Annotated in this window: 19 protein-coding genes; 17 read left to right on the top strand and 2 right to left on the bottom strand. The window is 32.9% G+C overall.

Annotation, left to right across the window (positions count from 1 at the left end; all coding sequences use genetic code 11):
- Positions 1-84: 84 nt before the first annotated feature.
- The 7 genes from recQ to carB all read left to right on the top strand — a co-directional run bounded on the left by recQ (position 85) and on the right by carB (position 11116).
- Positions 85-2238 carry a DNA helicase RecQ gene (recQ, locus tag ACFHWD_RS09275; RefSeq protein WP_378061568.1) on the top strand — a complete coding sequence of 718 codons (2154 nt, stop codon included), beginning with the start codon at positions 85-87 and terminating at the stop codon, positions 2236-2238.
- Between the two features lie 37 nt (positions 2239-2275).
- On the top strand, positions 2276-3178 hold the full coding sequence (locus ACFHWD_RS09270) for a fumarylacetoacetate hydrolase family protein (RefSeq protein ID WP_150355988.1): 903 nt from the start codon (positions 2276-2278) through the stop codon (positions 3176-3178).
- 175 nt (positions 3179-3353) lie between these two features.
- A complete protein-coding gene (locus ACFHWD_RS09265) occupies positions 3354-3776 on the top strand; it encodes a hypothetical protein (RefSeq protein ID WP_179977610.1) in 423 nt (140 codons plus the stop codon).
- A 1188-nt stretch (positions 3777-4964) separates the two neighbouring features.
- Positions 4965-5765 carry an ABC transporter substrate-binding protein gene (locus ACFHWD_RS09260; RefSeq protein ID WP_150355991.1) on the top strand — a complete coding sequence of 267 codons (801 nt, stop codon included), beginning with the start codon at positions 4965-4967 and terminating at the stop codon, positions 5763-5765.
- A gap of 19 nt (positions 5766-5784) precedes the next feature.
- Positions 5785-6789, top strand: coding sequence for an ornithine carbamoyltransferase (gene argF, locus ACFHWD_RS09255; RefSeq protein ID WP_150355992.1), 1005 nt, complete (start codon positions 5785-5787; stop codon positions 6787-6789).
- Positions 6790-6803: 14 nt separating this feature from the next.
- On the top strand, positions 6804-7865 hold the full coding sequence (carA, locus tag ACFHWD_RS09250; RefSeq protein WP_179977609.1) for a glutamine-hydrolyzing carbamoyl-phosphate synthase small subunit: 1062 nt from the start codon (positions 6804-6806) through the stop codon (positions 7863-7865).
- Positions 7866-7891: 26 nt separating this feature from the next.
- The gene (gene carB, locus ACFHWD_RS09245) at positions 7892-11116 is read left to right on the top strand and encodes a carbamoyl-phosphate synthase (glutamine-hydrolyzing) large subunit (RefSeq protein WP_150355994.1); all 3225 of its coding nucleotides are present in this window, start codon (positions 7892-7894) and stop codon (positions 11114-11116) included.
- Positions 11117-11210: 94 nt separating this feature from the next.
- Here the strand turns inward: carB and ACFHWD_RS09240 are convergent, their stop codons facing one another.
- A complete protein-coding gene (locus tag ACFHWD_RS09240) occupies positions 11211-11372 on the bottom strand; it encodes a hypothetical protein (protein WP_179977608.1) in 162 nt (53 codons plus the stop codon).
- Between the two features lie 278 nt (positions 11373-11650).
- Between ACFHWD_RS09240 and ACFHWD_RS09235 the strand changes: the two genes are divergently transcribed.
- The 3 genes from ACFHWD_RS09235 (at position 11651) to ACFHWD_RS09225 (ending at position 14732) form a co-directional block, all read left to right on the top strand.
- Positions 11651-12517: a S9 family peptidase gene (locus ACFHWD_RS09235; protein WP_207876538.1), complete on the top strand. Its 867-nt coding sequence runs from the start codon at positions 11651-11653 to the stop codon at positions 12515-12517.
- A 123-nt stretch (positions 12518-12640) separates the two neighbouring features.
- Entirely contained in the window at positions 12641-13504 is an 864-nt protein-coding gene (locus ACFHWD_RS09230) for a M15 family metallopeptidase (protein WP_378061566.1), read from the top strand.
- A 130-nt stretch (positions 13505-13634) separates the two neighbouring features.
- Entirely contained in the window at positions 13635-14732 is a 1098-nt protein-coding gene (locus ACFHWD_RS09225; RefSeq protein WP_150355997.1) for an amidase domain-containing protein, read from the top strand.
- Positions 14733-14857: 125 nt separating this feature from the next.
- On the opposite strand, the gene ACFHWD_RS09220 is transcribed toward ACFHWD_RS09225, so the two are convergent.
- A complete protein-coding gene (locus tag ACFHWD_RS09220) occupies positions 14858-15532 on the bottom strand; it encodes an FMN-dependent NADH-azoreductase (RefSeq protein ID WP_150355998.1) in 675 nt (224 codons plus the stop codon).
- A 221-nt stretch (positions 15533-15753) separates the two neighbouring features.
- Here ACFHWD_RS09220 and ACFHWD_RS09215 point away from each other — a divergent pair, with 221 nt between their 5' ends.
- The 7 genes from ACFHWD_RS09215 to ACFHWD_RS09185 all read left to right on the top strand — a co-directional run bounded on the left by ACFHWD_RS09215 (position 15754) and on the right by ACFHWD_RS09185 (position 20546).
- Positions 15754-17130, top strand: a complete 1377-nt coding sequence (locus ACFHWD_RS09215) for a sulfurtransferase (protein ID WP_378061512.1) — start codon at positions 15754-15756, stop codon at positions 17128-17130.
- Between the two features lie 10 nt (positions 17131-17140).
- Entirely contained in the window at positions 17141-17533 is a 393-nt protein-coding gene (locus ACFHWD_RS09210) for a hypothetical protein (RefSeq protein WP_378061510.1), read from the top strand.
- A 155-nt stretch (positions 17534-17688) separates the two neighbouring features.
- On the top strand, positions 17689-18138 hold the full coding sequence (locus ACFHWD_RS09205) for an MBL fold metallo-hydrolase (protein ID WP_229981482.1): 450 nt from the start codon (positions 17689-17691) through the stop codon (positions 18136-18138).
- Positions 18139-18293: 155 nt separating this feature from the next.
- On the top strand, positions 18294-18662 hold the full coding sequence (locus ACFHWD_RS09200; protein ID WP_150356002.1) for a GntR family transcriptional regulator: 369 nt from the start codon (positions 18294-18296) through the stop codon (positions 18660-18662).
- Positions 18663-18664: 2 nt separating this feature from the next.
- Positions 18665-19360, top strand: a complete 696-nt coding sequence (locus tag ACFHWD_RS09195; RefSeq protein ID WP_150356003.1) for an ABC transporter ATP-binding protein — start codon at positions 18665-18667, stop codon at positions 19358-19360.
- Positions 19360-20184, top strand: coding sequence for a hypothetical protein (locus ACFHWD_RS09190; RefSeq protein WP_150356004.1), 825 nt, complete (start codon positions 19360-19362; stop codon positions 20182-20184). The genes ACFHWD_RS09195 and ACFHWD_RS09190 overlap by 1 nt, the downstream gene beginning before the upstream one ends.
- A 95-nt stretch (positions 20185-20279) precedes the next feature.
- Positions 20280-20546, top strand: coding sequence for a hypothetical protein (locus tag ACFHWD_RS09185; RefSeq protein WP_150356005.1), 267 nt, complete (start codon positions 20280-20282; stop codon positions 20544-20546).
- The last annotated feature ends 121 nt before the right edge of the window (positions 20547-20667 follow it).

The following is a 20667-nucleotide window of genomic DNA, read 5'->3' as shown; positions in this document are numbered from 1 at the left end:
TTTACACATATGTTTTGGGTTAGGTGACAACTTTATATGGTATAATTTTTTTAAAAGCATAACGATATAGGGGTGAAGTCATTGATTAACAGCGCCTTAAAAGCTTTAAATAAATATTATGGATACGATAATTTTAGGGGAGATCAGGGTAAGGTGATTGAAAGCATATTGAATGGAAGAGACACCATGGCCATAATGCCTACAGGAGGCGGAAAATCCATATGCTACCAGATACCGGCACTACTTTTTAAGGGTATAACTATTGTAATATCTCCTCTTATTTCTCTTATGAAAGATCAAGTGGACAGTATAAAAGCTCTGGGAATAAAAGCTGCTTATATAAACAGTTCCATCTCTCAAAGTGAAATTTTAAATATATGTTCTTCCTTAAAAAGTGGAGATATAAAAATATTGTATGTAGCTCCAGAAAGACTGGAATCTTCTGAATTCTGCAGTATAATCAAAAATCTGCGGGTTTCGCAGGTGGCAGTAGATGAAGCCCATTGTGTGTCTCAATGGGGTCATGATTTTAGAGTGAGTTATACATATATCTGGAAATTTATAGCTGGATTTTCCAAAAGGCCTGTTGTTACAGCATTTACAGCTACTGCTACGGAGAAGGTACGAAAGGATATTGCAGAGCAGATAAAATTGAATAACCCTGTGGTTTTTATATCTGGATTTGATAGAAAAAATTTAAAAATAAGCTGCTTGAAGGTGGGAAATAGGTTTAGATACATACTTGATTATATAAGGGCAAATGCAGGACAGTCAGGTATAATATATGTAGCTACTAGAAAAGAAGTGGATAGTTTATATGAAAAGCTCAAGGCCAATAATATATCTGCAGGAAGATATCATGCAGGATTATCAATAGAGGATAGGAAAAAAAATCAGGAAGATTTTGTCTATGACAGGGTGGATGTCATAGCTGCAACTAATGCTTTTGGAATGGGTATTGATAAATCAAATGTAAGATTTGTAATTCACTATAATATGCCCAAAAATATAGAAAGTTATTATCAGGAAATAGGGAGGGCAGGTCGTGATGGTGAGAAAAGCGAATGTATACTCATGTTTGCTCCACAGGATATAATTACACAAAAGTATTTGATAGAAACTAGTATTCAGTCTTCAGACAGGAGAATAAGTGAATATAAGAAACTCCAGTGTATGGTGGATTTTGTCCATTATAATGGATGTTTGAGAAAATATATATTAAATTACTTTGGAGAACAGGTGGATTACGAGGAATGTGGAAATTGCAGTAACTGTATAAGAGAAGGAGAATATGTAGATAAAACAGTGGATTCTCAAAAAGTTCTTTCCTGTATCTATAGAATGAAAAGGGAATTTGGCGTAAATATGATAGTGGATGTGCTCAGAGGTTCTTCACAAAAAAAAGTACTTCAATACGGCTTTGATAAGATATCCACTTATGGAATAATGAAGAATTATTCAAAGGAGGAACTTTCGAATTTTGTAAATACACTTATAGCTCAAGGTTATATTTCCTTGAAAGAAGGGGAATATCCTACGGTAATGTTGAATTCCAATTCCGTAAAGATATTAAAAGGAGAAGAAAAGGTAATTTTAAAGGAATCTACTAAAGCGGAGAAAATAACCACAAACAGTGATCTGTTTGAATTACTGAGAAGCTGCAGGAGAGAAATAGCTAAAGAAGAAGAAGTCCCACCATATTTGATATTTTCGGATACTACTTTAAGAGAAATTAGCAGCAGGTATCCTGTAACTCCTCAACAAATGCTTGATATATCTGGAGTTGGTGAATTAAAGCTCAAAAAGTATGGAAATGTATTTTTAAAAATTGTGAAGAAATATGTGTATGAGAATAAAATAGAACCCAACTGGGTTTTTGAAATGAATTTGCAGAAAAACAATACTGGGAAAAATAACAAATTAAAAACTTTTGAGATTACTGTAAGTATGCTTGAGGACAATATGAATATAGAGGAAATTTCAGAAAAGAGGAGCCTTACCATATCAACAGTACTGTCTCATATAGAAAAATATGTGGAACAGGGAAAAAAACTAAATGCAGAGATAAAGTTCTATAATTTGTTTACGAGAGATGAGGAAAGTAAGATTCTGAAAGCTATAAAAAAATTGGGGATGTCCAGGTTGAAGCCAATCAAGAAATCCCTTCCAGACAGTATAAGCTATGACAAGATAAAAGCAGTCATACTTAAAGATTTCATCATGGAGAATAATAATTAGATTTTTCAATTTTAAAACTATAAAATGGGGTGGTAATATGAAATTTGTAACTTATGTTTATGAAGGAGAAGAAAGTATAGGTATTTTGCAGAATAATGAGATCTTTAATATAAGAAACCTACTGGAGAAAATGGGGGAAAAGGATATACCTGGAACTATGCAAAAATTTATAGAGTATCTGAATGAAGATAATTTAAACAGAATAGAGCGTTTTTTAAATGATAGAGGCGTTGAATCCGTTTTGCTGGATTCAGTTAAATTGAAAGCCCCAATACCTTATCCAGAGAGAAATGTATTTTGTCTTGGAAAGAACTATATAGAACATGCCAGGGAGATAAAAATAACCAGAATATCGGGAAATGGCATACCAAGCGCACCTATATATTTTACTAAAGTTGCATCACCTGCTGTAGGGACTGGAGATAATATTGAGTTTTCCACTAAAGTTACAAAACAGGTGGATTATGAAGCTGAACTAGGGGTGGTAATAGGGAAAGACGGCGTAAATATAAAGGCTGAAGATGCAGAAGAATATATTTTTGGATATACCATAATAAATGATGTGTCTGCCAGGGATCTTCAGGGAAAGCATACTCAATGGTTTAAGGGGAAGAGTCTGGATACTTTTTGTCCTATGGGTCCCTGTATAGTCCATAAAAATGAAATACCATTTCCGGTTAGTTTAGATATCAAATGTATGGTGAACGGTGAAATCAGGCAAAATTCAAATACTAAAAACTTGATTTTTAATATACCATATATAATAAGTGATCTATCAAAGGGAATGACTTTAAAGGCGGGCGATATTATATCCACAGGCACTCCCAGCGGTGTAGGTATGGGATTTGAACCCATCAAGGTATTGAAAAATGGGGATGTAGTGGAATGTTACATTGAAAAAATAGGGAGTCTTGTAAATAAAGTAGTGGAAATTTTATAGAATTTAAATACATAGAAGCGTGTTCAAATATCAAAGTTTAGAGTCTAAATATCATATTATATATGATAATATCCATAGCATTCAATTTACGTTGAGGTGGGTAGTAGTGTAAAAAAAATATAACTGTACTGTAAATGATAAAGTATTTGCTGTTATAATAGTGGCGGTTATGTGTATGAGTATAACAGCAATTCCGACAATCATATTTTGCAAAGGAATATTGGCAATGTGGAAGACAAACTTAATAATAATTAATGGAACTAATAAATTTGAAATCATAATGAATATAATAAAATTTATGATATTAACGTTAGTAATAATTACCGTTGTTGATCTGATTTTTAGTTCAGTCCTGGAGAAAAAAAGTGGAATAAAGCAGAACATGATAGAACTTACACTCATGTATTTAGTTTTTCTATTATATGCAATAATATATTCACATTTTTCAATTAATAATAAACTAATTATAAAAAAAGAAGGCATTCCGTATATGTCAATATACTTATTTGTTCTATATGTTTTATTGTTGATATCGTTTAAAATAATAGGAAGGCTCTATAAAAAAATAATATTGAAAAATAGAGATTGCATTAAATAGCCGTATTAAGGGGTGGATTATTTGAAAAGATTTTTTATATTTAATACTGAAAAATTAAAAAATGATGTTGAATATTTCCTTGTAACTTATGTATTGGTAATTTTTATACAATTAATTTTTTGGGTTAAAATTGACGACTTGGGAGATATAGTTTTTGGAACTATTTTTAGTATATTTTTTTTGTACTTAACTTTTATGAAAAAAAAATTTACTTTGAGAGAAGTGTGGAAATTGTTTTGGAAAGTGAAATGAGGATTAAGGTGGTAATAGTTAATGAATATAAATAAAGATTTTTCATTCTGGATAGCTTTGATAGTATCTCTTGTTGTTGCTATTTTGAATCTTTATGACCATAGGTATTTTTATAGCTTTTTTATGTTTTTAGTTTTTTTTTACTGATAATCTTTTTTATTAATGATAAAAATAAATAATAAAATTTTACTTGGGAATAGACTTAACAAAAGTATTAAAAACATACTTAAAACAGGACAAAATAAGACACGAACGTTAAATTCCAAATTAAAAACTACTCAGAATAATCATGGTATCACAAGAGATGCCAGATATTACAGTGGTAAACACTAATGATAAACCAAAGTATGATTGATAAATTAACTGAAATACATCTTACAGCAATAGCAGATATGTTCGGTATTCAGCTTAACAGAAACCTTCATTAAGCAATTTTCTGTCTTCTTTTATTAGTTGGTCAAAAGTACTATTATATGGATCAAATTTTTTAGTGCTATTATCGTAATTAGTATTTTTATCAGTAATGGCTTTATTTATTAAGTATATTAATTTTGGAAAAACTATTTCCGGAAAATATTGCGTATTTAAAATGAGTCATACGGCAGATGCTATGCAATGCAGATGATAAATAAACATTACTGTGAAATTTGTAAGCGGATTCTGATAATCCTGAAGATAAATATTTTCGTAATTTAATAGCGGTTATTTCGGCTGAAATTAAAGGCCGGATTTTTTTATCTACTTATTTGTTTTCCAGATCGAGAGCATATATTATGTATTGTAAATTGAACAAGTATATCAGCCTTATGATGAATAAATAGAAAAATATACTAAAGCATATTGCATTTTTATAAGTATTTATGTATAATTATAAAATATATCAATGATTTGTGATAATGTATATATTTAATTGCTTAAAATTAAGGGGGATTGATAATGAAAAAGTTAATGGCGGCTTTAATTATGATTATTTTTAGTATAGTATTATTCACAGCTTGTGGGCAAACTACTAAAAATGGTACAAATTCAAATTTGCTGGATAAAGTAAAAAAATCAGGTAAAATCACTATAGGGACAGAAGAGGGATATCCTCCCATGGAATTTAGGGATAGCAATGGTAAATTAGTAGGATTTGATGTGGATTTTTCCAATGAAGTGGCAAAAAGGCTGGGAGTTAAAGCAAATTTCCTAGTTATGGATTTTAATGGACTTATATTGGCTCTTGATTCAAATAAATTTGATGCGGCTATTGCATCCATAAGCATAACAGATGAGCGTAAGAAAAACACGGATTTTTCTACATCCTATATAAATGGAGGGCAGATTATTGCAGTAAAAAATGGAAGAAAGGATATAAAGGGAATAGATGATTTAAAGGGAAAGGTCATAGCCTGTGAATTAGGTACTACAGGAGAAAAAGTGGCGAATGGAATTAAAGGCGTGAAGGAGTTAAAAAAATATGATAAGATAACGGAAGCCTTTCAAGATATGTCCATAGGCAGGATTGATGCCGCAGTAATGGATGAGCAGGTAGGTGGATATTACATCCAGAAGAAAAAAGGCCAATTTAAAATAGTACCGGGTGCGCTGAGCAAAGAACCTATGGGAGTGGCTTATAGAAAAGGTGATGATTCACTAAAAAAGGAAATAGATAAAATCATAGGAGATATGAAAAAGGATGGAACACTTTCAAAACTTTCAGTAAAATGGTTTGGATTTGACGCCTATAAAGAATGATTTCAAGGAGGAGATATTTGTGGCTGATTTAAAAGGAAGAAGTTTTTTAACTCTTAAGGATTTTTCACAGGAAGAGATAAGATATCTGCTGGATCTTTCTAAAAAACTCAAAGAGGAAAAGCACAGCGGAAAGGAAAAAAAGAGATTACAGGGAAAAAATGTAGCGCTTATATTTGAAAAGGATTCTTTAAGAACAAGATGTTCGTTTCAGGTGGGAGCTTATGATGAAGGTGCTACAGTGACTTATATAGGTCCCACTGGAAGTCATATGGGTAAGAAAGAATCGGTAAAAGATACTGCTAGGGTGATGGGTAGAATGTTTGATGGAGTGGAATACAGGGGATTCTCACAAAAAAATATGGAGATATTTGCAAAATATTCGGGAATTCCTCTGTGGAATGGACTCTCAGATGAGGATCATCCCACTCAGGTATTGGCAGATTTTTTAACCGTAGAAGAACATGTAAATAAACCTCTTAAAGATGTAAATTTTGTATATCTTGGCGATGGTAGAAACAATGTGGCAAATGCCCTTATGATAGGGTCAGCGAAAATGGGAATTGATTTTAAAATTGTAACGCCAAAGGAGTTGTTTCCTGAGGATGAATTGATTGGAGAATGTAAAAAAATATCGGATAAAAATGGAGGAAACATTACAATAAGTGATGATATATATGGCAGTGTAAAGGGCGCAGATGTCCTGTATACGGATGTATGGCTTTCCATGGGTGAAGATAAGAACTTGTGGAAAAATAGAATTGAAGCCCTGATGCCCTATCAGATAAATAGCAAACTCATTGAAGCCTGTGAAAATGAAAATGTAAAGTTTATGCACTGTCTTCCGGCTTTTCACAACAGGGAGACAGATACTGGTGAGGATATATACCAGAAGTTTGGATATGAAGCATTAGAAGTTACAGAAGAAGTGTTTGAGGGAAAACATTCTATAGTATTTGATGAAGCAGAAAACAGATTGCACACTATAAAGGCGGTCATGGTAGCAACTTTGTGCAGTAATATTTAGAAAGAAGGAATATTATGAATTCCATATTGTATTTAGAAGATGGAACTGTATTCATGGGAAAAGCTATAGGAAAAAAGGGTATAACTACAGGAGAACTGGTTTTCAATACTTCAATGACAGGGTATCAGGAGATACTTACTGACCCTTCTTACAGAGGACAGGTGATAACCATGTGTTATCCTTATATAGGAAATTACGGCGTTAACCATAATTTTAGCCAGTCCAAAGAAATACAGGTAAAGGGGATAGTATTAAAAAATATCTACAATGATACATCTCATTATTTAAGTGAAGATAGTTTTACAAATTTTTTAGAGAAAAACGGCATAGTGGGTATCAGCGGCATAGATACAAGGAGTATAACTAAGAAGATAAGATCCAAGGGAACTATGAAATGTGTGATATGTAATAAAAATGAGTCCATAAGTGAAATAAAAAATATGCTGAATTCCAATGATGATAAAGAGCTAGTTCAGCAGGTAAGTACTCCTTTTATAAAAAGGATTGAGGGAAAAGGGCCTAAAGTGGCGGTTTTAGATTTTGGTGCAAAGAACAATATAATTGAAAATCTAAAATATAGAAATTGTGATATAACTGTGTTTCCATATAATTCTTCTTATGAGAATATAATGGAGATACATCCCAGTGGAGTGCTTTTGAGCAACGGACCGGGAGATCCAAAGGACTTAAATGAAATTATACCCACTGTAAAAAAATTAATTGGCAGTATTCCCATATTTGGTATATGCCTGGGACATCAATTATTAGCTCTTGCGCTTGGAGGAGATACCTATAAAATGAAGTTTGGTCACAGGGGCGGCAATCATGGAGTATATGACAGAAATCTGGATAAGGCTTTTATAACATCTCAGAACCATGGCTATGCAGTTAGAAAAGAAAGTTTAAACAGAAATGTTGTTGAAGTAACTCATGTGAATTTAAATGACAATACGGTAGAGGGAATAAGACATAAAAAACTTCCTATATTTTCGGTACAGTTTCATCCAGAAGGTTCTCCAGGGCCTACAGATACAGCCTATTTATTTGATAAATTTTTAAAATATATGACTCTATAGTATAAATAGCAAGGAGAAGTGATATAATGCCGTTAAGAGAAAACTTGAAAAAGGTTTTGATAATAGGATCGGGTCCTATAATAATAGGTCAAGCTGCAGAATTTGATTACTCAGGAACTCAGGCTTGTGAAGCAATAAAAAAAGAGGGAGTAGAGACAGTTCTTGTAAACAGTAATCCAGCAACTATAATGACGGATAAAAATATTGCAGATAAAACCTATATAGAACCTTTGACTGTTGAATCATTAGAGGCAATAATAGCAAGAGAAAGACCAGATGGTGTTTTAGCAGGCTTTGGTGGACAAACAGCTTTGAATCTGGCAATGGAATTGAATAGGGCTGGGGTTTTAGAAAAATATGGGGTGGAGTTACTGGGAATAAAGGTTGAATCTATAGAAAATGCAGAGGACAGAAAGAGTTTTAAAGATCTCATGGGAAAAATAAACGAACCCATAGCAGTTAGTACCATAGCTACCAACCTGGATGAGTGCAAAGAATTCTTAAACAAAATTAGTCTGCCTATTATAATAAGACCTGCATATACTTTAGGAGGCACTGGTGGAGGTATTGCAAACAACTATGAGGAATATCTGGAAATATGCAAAAATGGTTTAGAAGAAAGCCCCATAACTCAAATATTGTTGGAGCAGAGTTTAGCGGGATGGAAGGAACTGGAATATGAAATAATGAGGGATAAGAAGGACAACTGCATGGTAGTGTGCAATATGGAAAATTTAGATCCTGTAGGTATACACACGGGAGATAGTATAGTGGTAGCCCCTTCTCAAACACTAAATGACATGGAATACCAAATGCTCAGAAGATCTGCCATAAAGATAATAAGAACTTTGAAAATAGAAGGCGGGTGCAACATACAGTTCGCACTAGATCCAGAGAGCAGCAAATATATGGTTATAGAAGTGAATCCTAGAGTGAGCAGATCGAGTGCACTGGCGTCTAAAGCGGCAGGATATCCAATAGCTAAAATTGCGGCTAAAATTGCACTGGGATATACTCTGGATGAATTGAAAAACTATGTTACAGGAAGTTCCAGTGCCCTTTTTGAGCCGGCTCTTGATTATTGTGTAGTCAAAATGCCCAAGTGGCCTTTTGACAAATTCAAAACTGCAGATAGGAGTTTGAAAACCCAGATGAAAGCTACTGGAGAAGTTATGGCCATAGACAGGAGCTTTGAGAGTGCCCTTTTAAAAGCTGTAATAAGCCTGGAGGGAAAGATAATAGGACTTCAACTGGATAAATTGGAGAAACTTGATATACCGGAGATAATTGATAAATTGAACAGACAGGATGATGAAAGATTGTTTGCCATGGCGGAAGCTTTGAGAAAGGGAATAAGTGTAGATAGACTCTATGAAATAACTAAAATAGATAAGTGGTTTATAAATAGGATAAAAAATATAATAGAGATGGAGAATAAATTGGTAAACAATGCTCCAACTGTGGAAAATATACAACAAGCTGAACTTATGGGATTTACGGATGAGTATATATGCAAATTGATAGGTATGAAGCTGGAGGATTTGAAACAGATTAAGGAAGTAAACAGGATAAAGGTAGTGTACAAGATGGTGGATACCTGCAGTGGTGAGTTTCAGGCAAAGACTTCCTATTATTATTCCTGCTATGATCTGGAAGATGATAATATGGTGTCAGATGATAAAAAAATACTTGTAATAGGTTCCGGCCCAATTAGAATAGGTCAGGGAATAGAATTTGACTACTGCTGTGTGAATAGTGTATGGGCAATAAAAAAAGCAGGGTATAAGGCCATTATAGTAAATAATAATCCCGAGACTGTAAGCACGGATTTTGATATTTCAGATAAACTTTATTTTGATCCCCTGTATATAGATGATGTGATGAACGTTATAAATGAGGAAAAAGTAGATGGGGTTGTAGTACAATTTGGAGGACAAACAGCCCTGAACTTATCGAAAAAGTTAAATGATGCTGGGGTAAAATTGTTGGGAACTTCCTTTGAGTCCATAGATCTGGCGGAGGATAGAGAAAAATTTAGGGTTCTTTTAAAAAAATTGGGTATTAATTCGCCCATAGGGGGTTCTGTGACAAGTTTAAAAGAGGCAGATGAACTGGTGCATGAAATAGGTTACCCTGTAATTGTGAGACCTTCCTATGTAATAGGGGGAAGAGCTATGAAAGTTGTATACAACCACGGAGAATTATCCCAGTATTTAAAGGATGCAGTAAATTTGTCAAAAGAGTATCCAGTATTGGTGGATAAATATATATTGGGCAGAGAAATAGAAGTAGATGCCATATCTGATGGACAGGATTTGATAATTCCTGGAATAATGGAGCATATAGAGCGTACAGGAGTACATTCTGGAGACAGCATTGCAGTATATCCTGCCAGTGATTTACCAGAAGAGGTACTAAAAAAAATAGAGGATTATACGGTGAAGATATCAAGGGAGCTGAATGTAAAGGGACTTTTGAATGTACAATATGCTTATGACGGAGATAAAGTATATGTCATAGAGGTAAATCCAAGGGCTTCAAGAACTGTACCAATATTGAGCAAAGTTACAGATATACCGATGGTGGAAATAGCTGTACAGGTTATGCTTGGTAAGAAAATAAAAGATTTCAGCTACAGACAAGATGAATACAAATTCAGTGATATTTATGCTGTAAAGATGCCTGTATTTTCCAGTAAAAAATTGCCTGGGGTGGATGTAGCCCTGGGACCTGAGATGAAGTCCACAGGGGAAGTTCTGGGAGTCGATTTTAATAAAGATAAAGCTGTATACAAGGCCTTCAAGGCAGCAGGGTTTAAAATTTTTCAAAAAGGCAATGTCTATGTTTCTGTAAATGACAGGGATAAACTTGATTCCGTGCATGTAATAGAAAAATATGACAAATTGGGATTTAATATTTTTGCTTCTGCAGGAACCTGTGAATTTTTAGATAAAAACGGAATTAAGTGTACCAGAATTGATATACAAGATGTAGTAAAGTATATAAGAGAAAATAAAATAAATATAGTTATTGATATACCTACTCAGGGATATGACAGTAAAAAACCTGGTTTTGAACTAAGGCGTACTGCATTGATTCATGATAAGATAATATTTACTTGTCTTGATACAGCCAATGCTTATATTGAAACTATAATAGTAGAAAAAAATGATGAGGATATAGAATACAGAACAATGAAGGAGTATTTAGAAAAAAGAGTTAAGAATAGAGAAATTGTCAAGTGTAGTTAAATAAAAATGGGACTAAAATTATATTGACTGTAAAAGTTGCTTAAGAAGTATCTTTTACAATCAATATAATTCCTATACATAATTGTGAGATAAACTATTTTTTAGGCGGGGTCGTATTTTTAAGATTTTCGTATAAAAATTTTTCCAGCGCCTCATCCAGTTTGTTGTTCACCTCCGAGATCTTATCTGTGCTTGCATTTTGATGGATCAACGACTCAAGTTTCCTTTTTAATTTATAAATTTCTTCTTTTGACAAAATTAACACCCCAAACTTAATTTAAAGTGTAAGGTACAAGCATAAAATATCAAATTCAGTTGATTTTCAGCTTTATCCGAAAATCTTCATTTATGTAATTTAATTTTATACAATAAATAAGCTAATTGCAAATTAAATTTAAATGCAAATAGCTTGTAAATATACTGCTTTTATATTATAACTTTTAAGAATTAAAACATTAACAATGATAACAAACTTTGATAGAATATAATTATTGATGTAAATTGTAAAAAATATTGCAAAATTGGAGTTGCTTTGTGAGAATTTGGGAGGAAGATGATTATATGGATTTTAAGACAATATGGACAGATCCTGAAAAGCTTGATGAAACTTACCCTGCGATGATACAGGGTGTTGATTATAATAGCGGTGGATCTAGAATTCTGGGGGTAATATACATAGCTCAGGGTATAGGCCCTCATGCCACAGTAATTTTATTACATGGATTTCCAGGATATGAACAAAATTTTGATCTAGCTCATGTGCTGTTGAGAAGTGGATACAACGTGTTGATATTTCACTATAGAGGAAGCTGGGGAAGTGGAGGAGATTACTCAATAGACCATGTACTTGAGGATGTTGAATCCTCAATTGAATTTTTAAAATCAGATTTTGCCAAAAAATTATATAGAATTGATGATAAAAATATAATTTTAATTGGACACAGCCTGGGAGGATTCAGTGCCCTTATAACTGCAGCAGGTCATGATGAGATCAAGTCAGTGGGGTGTATTGCAGGTTTTAATTTTGGCCTCTATGCGGAAAATATTTCTAAGAGTAAATCCCTAATGGATTCTGCTGCAAAAAAATGGGAAAAAGCAGTTATATCTCTTAATGGCATGACTGTGCAAAATTTTATTGATGATATTGTAAAAAATAAGTACAGATGGAATTTGTTAAATATATCGGAAAATTTAAAAAATCATTCTGTATTGATGATAGGCGGAAGAAAAGACGTAATAGCACCTTTAGAGGAGCATTATATGCCTCTTGTACAGTCACTTAAGAAGCAGAAAGTTGATCTCAAGGAAATAATTTTAGATGGTGATCATTCTTTTGTCAGCAGAAGAATAACTCTTGCCAAAGAAGTACTTAAATGGCTTGAAGAGCAAAAAAGTAATTAGCTATTATTATAATTGCCATGCATAAAGTCAATATATGTACATACAATAATTGTTGATAATTGTAAAATTGGAGTGGTTCATTTTATGAGTAAAAGGATAATTGTATTTTTTATATTGATATGCATGTGTTTTAGTATACATGAAAAAGTTAGGGCCGTTGATTACAACACTACATTGAAGCAGGACATTTTGTGTCTTATGATGGCCTATCCAGGATATATTACAGATGTGGAAAAGGATAATGGCGGCAGCGTGTATATAGTAATGAAATCAGGTAAAAAAATTTTGTATGATGATAAAAGGGAAAAAAGTTTTGAAGAGAAATTTCAAAATACAGATCTACAGGATATGATGGAACAACCTTATCAGCTGGGAACTGTAGATGAAGCTGCACAGAAAAATTCTGATCCAGGAAGGCTTAGAGTTTACTCTCTTTTAAAAGAGGTGTATGGTGATAATAAAAATTCTGTGGAGTCAAATCTTAAAATGGCCAATTTAGGATATAGGAGATTTCAGTTTAATGGAAATAATGGCGCTTCAATATCTCTTGAAAATGCAATGAAGGAACTTATGCCTATTTCACAAAAAAGGGGAGATATTTCAAAATGTCTGTTCCCCAGCAGCGGTACTTTCAATTACAGGTATATTTCTGGAACAGGTATGTTGAGCCCTCATTCCTTTGGAATAGCTATTGATCTTGCTAGAGATAGAAGAGATTATTGGAAATGGGTGCCCAGGGCAGAAGGAAGCCTGAGGATAAAAGAGTATCCCAGAGAAATTGTAGAAATATTTGAAAAGAATAATTTTGTATGGGGAGGAAAATGGAGTCATTTTGATACACTGCATTTTGAATATAGGCCTGAGATAATTCTAAAATCCAGATATTTTGGCGATAAGTCCCAAAATAAAAAATATTGGTATGAAGGTGCCCCCTATAAAGATGAAAGTGTAAAAAATTATATCGGAAAAATCAATGAAAAATTATAGTGGGTATTCTGTAATAAATATGAAGCTTTTATCAAAATTTACAGGGTGATTATTTTTACAATTGGGTACAATAAGTGTACAAATTATATGAAATTTAATCTATTATTAAATTGTATGAGGAGTATAGCTTATGAAACATTCCTTAATAAAAAGAGTTTTTAGGATCACAATGGTAATTTTAGTTATATTTTTTGTATGCCCTTTTAAAAATATACATGGTGAAGAAATTGATGAGAAAAATGAGATCATAAATTCTGCGAAACAAATATTTGAAGATAGAAATAAAGCCATATTAAATGGTAATTTAAAGCTTATAGAATCTAAATATGACAAAAATACGAAATATGGTATCTGGGCTTATGAACATGAAGAGAAAAAGATGAAATATTTGAAGAATTGGGAAGAAAAACAAGGGGCTAAATTTATTGAAATAATACCTGATATAGTAATTAAGAGAGTGAGAGGCAGTGATGATAAATTTTCCATCAACTTGATATGTTCCACTGAATATAAATATATATACAAGGATGCTCCAAAATTTATAAACAGTTGTAGAATAGGAACTTCACATATATTGAACATGGTAAAAAAAGATGGAAGATGGATTATTACAAAAGAATGGTACAAAGATCCCTTTGAAGACTCTCTTAATTTAGATAATTTGAAGGTGGATTCTGTAAAGCAGTATATATTGTCTCAAAGTAAAAGAGATTTTTCCAGTATGACGGACAGGAGAAGATCTTCTGTGGAATACGCAGATAGGTACTGTGGTATAGCTTCAGAAAAAAAATATGGATATACCTATAATAAAAAATATAGAAACTATAATTCCAGAGGTGGTGACTGTGCCAATTTTGCCTCTCAGGTACTGCACGAGGGCGGAAAATTCAGAAAAAATTCTGCCTGGAATTATGACAGATCTGGAGCTACCAGTTCCTGGCTTAATGCAGATGGGTTCAAAAATTATATGATATACAGCGGAAGGGCATCGGTCATCGCCCATGGAAGTTACGAAAAGGTCTATAAGGCTTCCTACAGGCTTATTCCGGGGGATTTCGTAGCATACGAAAAAAAAGGAGATATAACTCATATCTCTGTAGTAACAGGTGCAGATTCCAGAGGATATTCACTGGTGAGCTGCCATAATACAGATAGGAACAGGGTACCTTGGGATTTGGGGTGGAGCGACAAAAATATAAAATTTTGGCTTGTACATGTAAATTATTAACTGGTGCAGCAGTTCATTTCTATTTAAATATTTATCCAGTGGCGTACCAGTTCTAAACCTGCCATGTTGTAAAACTGGCAGGTTTAGAACTGGTAACCGCCGGATAAGTTAGAATCTATTTGAACCTAAGAATTGCTTGATGAAGATAAACTGGTTTTGGAAAATTTATTTACTACATCCTCTATGTCTTTTTGAGAATCTTTTATAGCTTTGTCAATACCAACGGAAGATGTATCTGTGCCCTCAACCAGTATACTTTCAAATTTATTTACCCCCAGAAACTTAAATACATCTCTGAAATAATCAATGGCATGGTTGAATTTGGAATCAAATATTTTGGGGTAGATTTCTCCACAGGATTGTATATAGACCATGTTGCGAGTTTTATCATCTAAGAGTCCCACTGCATCATCCTGTGATATCTTAATGACTTTGTCATTTATCATAATACAGTCCAGATATGACTTAAGCCTTGAAGGATAACCTAAATTCCACATGGGAGCTGCGATTACATAAGTATCTGCATTTAAAAACTGATCACAGAGTACATTGATTCTGTCCACTGATTTTTTATCTTCTTCTGATAGGGCATTATAAATATCTCCAGAAGCCAGCTGTCCCCTTCCATTAAATATCCTGTGATTTATTTCAGGAATATTTTCATTGTATAAGTCTAATTCTTCTACAGTGTAGTTTTGAACTTTAGATATAAAATTGTTTATAAAACGTCTTCCTACGGTCTTGCTTGTAGATGTCTCTTCAGGTTTTGTATTTGCAGTAATATACAGCAGTTTTTCCATTTTATACCTCCTCGTAATGTTCAATTACATTCTGCTAACTATTTTTAGCTTATAAATTTAATTTATACTATTTTCAAAAATATAAACTTACAGATAATGCTCATAAGAAAATGTAATTGTATACATGGCAAGAATAAGAATATTCTATTTGATTGGCCTCTTTACAGGTAGTAGAATATAATTGCTTTTGTATAAAACTATAGAGGGGATGAAGTGCTGTAATGAGGAAAAGGATTAGATGTGTAACTGTTTTTTTTACCTTGTTGTTTTTTGCACTGGCAGTATCTGCCTGCAGCAATGGGCAGCAGAGTAAAAGTGATGAAGGCTATAAGAGTATTTCGACTAAAGAGGTAAAAGACAATTTTGGAAAAAGCAATTGGGTAGTAGTGGATACCAGGGAAAATGATGCCTATATTGGCTGGAAACTGGATGGAGTGAAAAGAGGAGGCCATATAAAAGGAGCTGTAGACTTTTCATCTGCATGGTTGAAGGTCAAGGATAAAGATAAGGACAAGAGATTGAAAGAGGCATTGAAAACGAAAAAAATATCTTCTGAGAAAAATATAGTACTTTATGCGGCAAATGGAAAAGATAATGTTGAAGTGGCCAAGTACTTATCTAAAAATGGATATAAGAATTTATATACTTATGATGTAAAAGATTGGGCTAAAGACACCAGTCTTCCTATGGAATCCTATCCTAATTATCAGGAATTGGTTCCAGTTTCGTGGGTTAAGGATTTAGTAGATGGCAAGAAGCCTGAAACCTATAATGGTGGTAAATATAAAATTTTTGAAGTTTCCTGGGGCGATGAATCAAAATCTCCAGATTATTTAAAAATAGGACATATAAAGGGAGCTGTACATATAAATACAGATGAAGTAGAGGAGGGCCCACTTTGGAATCGTCTATCCGATGCTAGGCTTCAGAAATTTGCTGAGAATAATGGAATAACTACAGATACTACAGTTGTATTGTATGGAACTGATCCCATGCCATCTTTTAGAGTAGCTGTAATATTAAAATATATGGGTGTTAAAGACGTCAGAGTAGTGAATGGAGGATTTACTAAATGGCAAAATGCAGGATACGCACTGCAGAAGACTTCAAATCCGAAAACACCGGTAAGTTCTTTTGGGGCAACGGTTCCTGTGAACAAAAATTATATTATTGATCTGCCGCAGGCAAAGGAAATACTGGCGGATAAAAAAGGCAGCAAGCTGGTAGATGTGAGAAGTTGGGACGAGTATATAGGAAAAATCTCAGGATATGATTATATAAAGCCAAAGGGACGTCCTGCAGGTGCGGTTTGGGGACATGCTGGCACGGATTCTTCAAATCTACAGGATTATAGAAATTTGGATAATACGATGAGGAATAAGGATGAAATACTTGCTATGTGGAAAGAATGGGGAATTACGCCGGATCAGAGGTTAGCTTTTTTCTGCGGAACAGGATGGAGAGCAGCAGAAGCTTTAACTTATGCGGATGTAATGGGATTAAAAAATATTTCTCTTTATGATGGTGGATGGAATGAATGGAGTGGAAATACGGGTAATGCTCCTAATCCAATAGAAACAGGAGATCCTAGAAAATAAGAGGCAGGATATGATGAAAATCAGAGCTGTTTTCAAGAAATTCCTTTCCGTTGTTCAAATATGCCTTGTTTTATTTTCTGCAATCTTTTGGCATTTGTCCAATGAGAAAATGGGTATAATGCGGTGGCTTGTATATGAAAATGAAAGATATGATAATTTTTTTATGAGAAATAAAATTATCTGGACTTTGGTGATAATTTTGATTTTGTCTATAGCAGCTGCAGTGAAAATTCATAGAAAGCCGGACAAAAAGTATATATTATTTGTAATGGTCAATTTTATTGTGATTTTATTTGCATTTAAGTTTGATTCGGAAAAAATAATATGCTATTTTGTAATCAATGTAATATTTATTATTGTATTGATTATACAGTTGATAAAACTTATTTTTTATTGGAAATAGTAACAGCCAGGTAGCTAAAGACTATCTGGCTGTTATTTTTTTTGGCAGCTGCATTTGAACTATAGATGTATAAATTAATAGAAGGAGGATATGCTACAGTAAGAATATATTTTATTGTTTAAAAAAGATATGGTGGAATTAGGAGGGAATATATATTGTTTAAATTGGGGAAGACACAAAAGCTGACAGGAAATATATATGTAGTGAGAACATTGATTTCTAATTTCTTTATATATTCTGATTGTGAAACTACTATATGCTTTAATGCAGGTTTTATGCCCTCTGTTATAGATAGAGAACTGAAAAAAATAGATATTCATCCCCAATCAGTTTGTGGAATATTTTTAACTTATCCCAATTTTTATCATATGGGAGGAATTAAATTGTTTAAGAATGCGGATATTTATTTTTCAGCGGATATATCCATAGAGAAATCGAAGAAAATATGTTTTCATATTGAAAATACTGAAAGTTTAAATTATGAAAGGCTTAAAGATGGAGATGAAGTCAATATAGGCAAGATAAAAATAAAATCCGTTATATTTCCAGGGCATAAAAGAGGAGTTATTTCTTACATAGTCAACGATAGCATTTTGTTTGTATAGAATTTGTTAAAAAAATTATATTTATTTAAGAGAAACAAAATAGGCAATTTATGGACAAACAGTGCATATAATAGATGTATATTGACATTATCATAAGCTTAGTGTACTATTATAATAGTACACTAAGCTTGATAACTTGATGTGGAGGTGAGAGGATGGATAGCGAATTTGATCCCAATATACCCATATATGTTCAGATAATGAATATTGTAAAGAAAAAAATAGTAAATGAGGAATTAAAACCCGAGGATAAATTATTTTCTGTAAGGGAGATGTCTGTAAAACTTAAAGTCAATCCCAATACTATTCAGAGGGCTTATCAGGAATTGGAAAGGCAGGGTATTGCCTATAAGCAAAGAGGTATGGGTACTTTTGTAAGTGGAGACATTTCTATTATAAAAAAGTTAAAAAAAGAAATGGCGCAGGATATATTGTGTAATTTTATAAGAGGTATGAAAGAGCTGGGCTTTTCGTCAAAAGAAATAGTTGAAGTAGTAAGAGAAAATATACAGGAGGATGTTTAAAAATGGAAACAATACTAAAATGTACTGATCTAAAGAAATACTATTTCAGGAAAATTGCTTTAAATGGACTCAATTTGGAAATTAAAAGAGGGAGAATAATGGGACTTCTAGGACCAAATGGAAGTGGGAAGACCACTTTTTTAAAAATAGTGGCAGGAATACTAAGGCCGAGTTCTGGAGAAATATTTATAAACGGAAACAAGCCAGGAAGAAAAACGAAGGCTCAGGTTTCATATCTGCCTGACAGGGATTATCTTTATAAATGGATGAGAATAAGTGATGCCATAGACTTTTTTAAAGATATGTATGATGATTTTGACGAAGGAAAAGCAAAAGAGCTGCTGGAGTTCATGGATCTAAATGAGGACAGCAAAGTCAAAGAACTGTCCAAGGGCATGAGTGAAAAGCTCTATCTCACCTTGGTGCTTTCAAGAAAATCACAGCTTTATGTTCTGGACGAACCTTTAGGAGGAGTGGATCCCACTACTAGAGAAAAAATATTGGATGCAATACTCAAAAATTATACAGAGGACAGCTCCATACTTATAACTACACATTTGGTAAGTGATATTGAAAGATTGTTTGACGATGTGGCCTTTATATCTGAGGGCAAGATAATATTATTTGGAAATGCAGAAGAACTCAGGTCAGAAAAGAAAATGTCCATAGATGAAATATACAGGGAGGTATTCAAGTAATGTTTAAATTTGTAAAATATGATCTTCAGGGATGTTTTAAGGATTTTATAATAATGATCTGCACTATAATAATTTTGAATATACTGCTGTTTACAAGAATAAATACTTGGACGTGGGAACCACAGCTTATAGTTTTTTTGAATCTTGCCATAAACTTTGCAGCGGGTATAGTAGTTATAATATGGAATATAAGGCTGTTCAGCAGGGATATATATGAAGACACTGCCTATCTTGTCTTTACTACGCCTAAAAGCGGCGTGAATATATTGATGAACAAGATCATTACAGCTATCCTTCAGTGCCTGATAATATCATTTTTTTCATTGGCATTTACGGCTATTTTGATTCAAATATTAAAGCTGACCCCGGGATTTGCACTTTATACGGGAATATCTTTCAGTCAGATTTTTAGTGCTGTAACTCTGCAATTTATAGTATATTCCATATTGATATTAGTTATAGTGTATATTTCATTTTTACTCACTGTATATTTATCTCTTGCATTGGGCAGGGTTGCCATTAAAAACAGAAAACTGGGTAAAATAGGCACATTCGGCATATTTATAGTACTGTGCATTATACAGGCCAAAATAGAAAATCTTTTTTCCAGTGTATTTCCCCAGGGTTTTATGCTGAGGATATTTAACTTTGATAATGGAGAACCATTGATAAAAAGTACAGTAAATACTTTTACTAATCCAAGTAATATTTTTTCCTCAGGAGTGGTAAATCTGAATGTAGCTGAGACTGCTGTATCATTGATCTTCATTGCGGCCATGTTCTATGCCACAGCTTATCTTATAGAAAATAAATTGGATTTATAGTCCAAATTATTAATAATAATTTAAATTTTATAAATATTTGAAGGATTTATGTAAAAGGGGGAGAATATAAAATATAGAGAGGGGTTGGTTATATTATGGGAAAAGTACATGTTTCAAAATCACAGCTAATAAAAGATAAAACCGATAAAATTGAAAAAATATTTGGTGATTTAAAAGAAGATTCCAGCTTAGAGGGATTTATAGGAATGTTTAAGCAGAATTATCCTGAAGATTGGAATAGGATAGTGAAACGTTATGATGAACATAAAAAACTGAGGAAAAAAGGGAAGAATTATCCTATGCCTGAACCCAAAAAATATCTTGAAAATATCTACAATAGCTATATTGATAAAAAAAATTGATGGATTGGAATATTGGAAAAGAAGTTGCCTCAAAATAAATCTTGAGGTATTCTTTTTTATATAATATAAAAATTTCTGTACAAATTATTTTATTTCCTATATTATATTAATGTAAATGGAT

Source organism: Clostridium sp. MT-14, from assembly GCF_042436595.1.
GTDB classification, from domain to species: domain Bacteria; phylum Bacillota; class Clostridia; order Clostridiales; family Clostridiaceae; genus Clostridium_B; species Clostridium_B aromativorans.
This window is presented reverse-complemented; position numbering and strand designations above follow the sequence as displayed.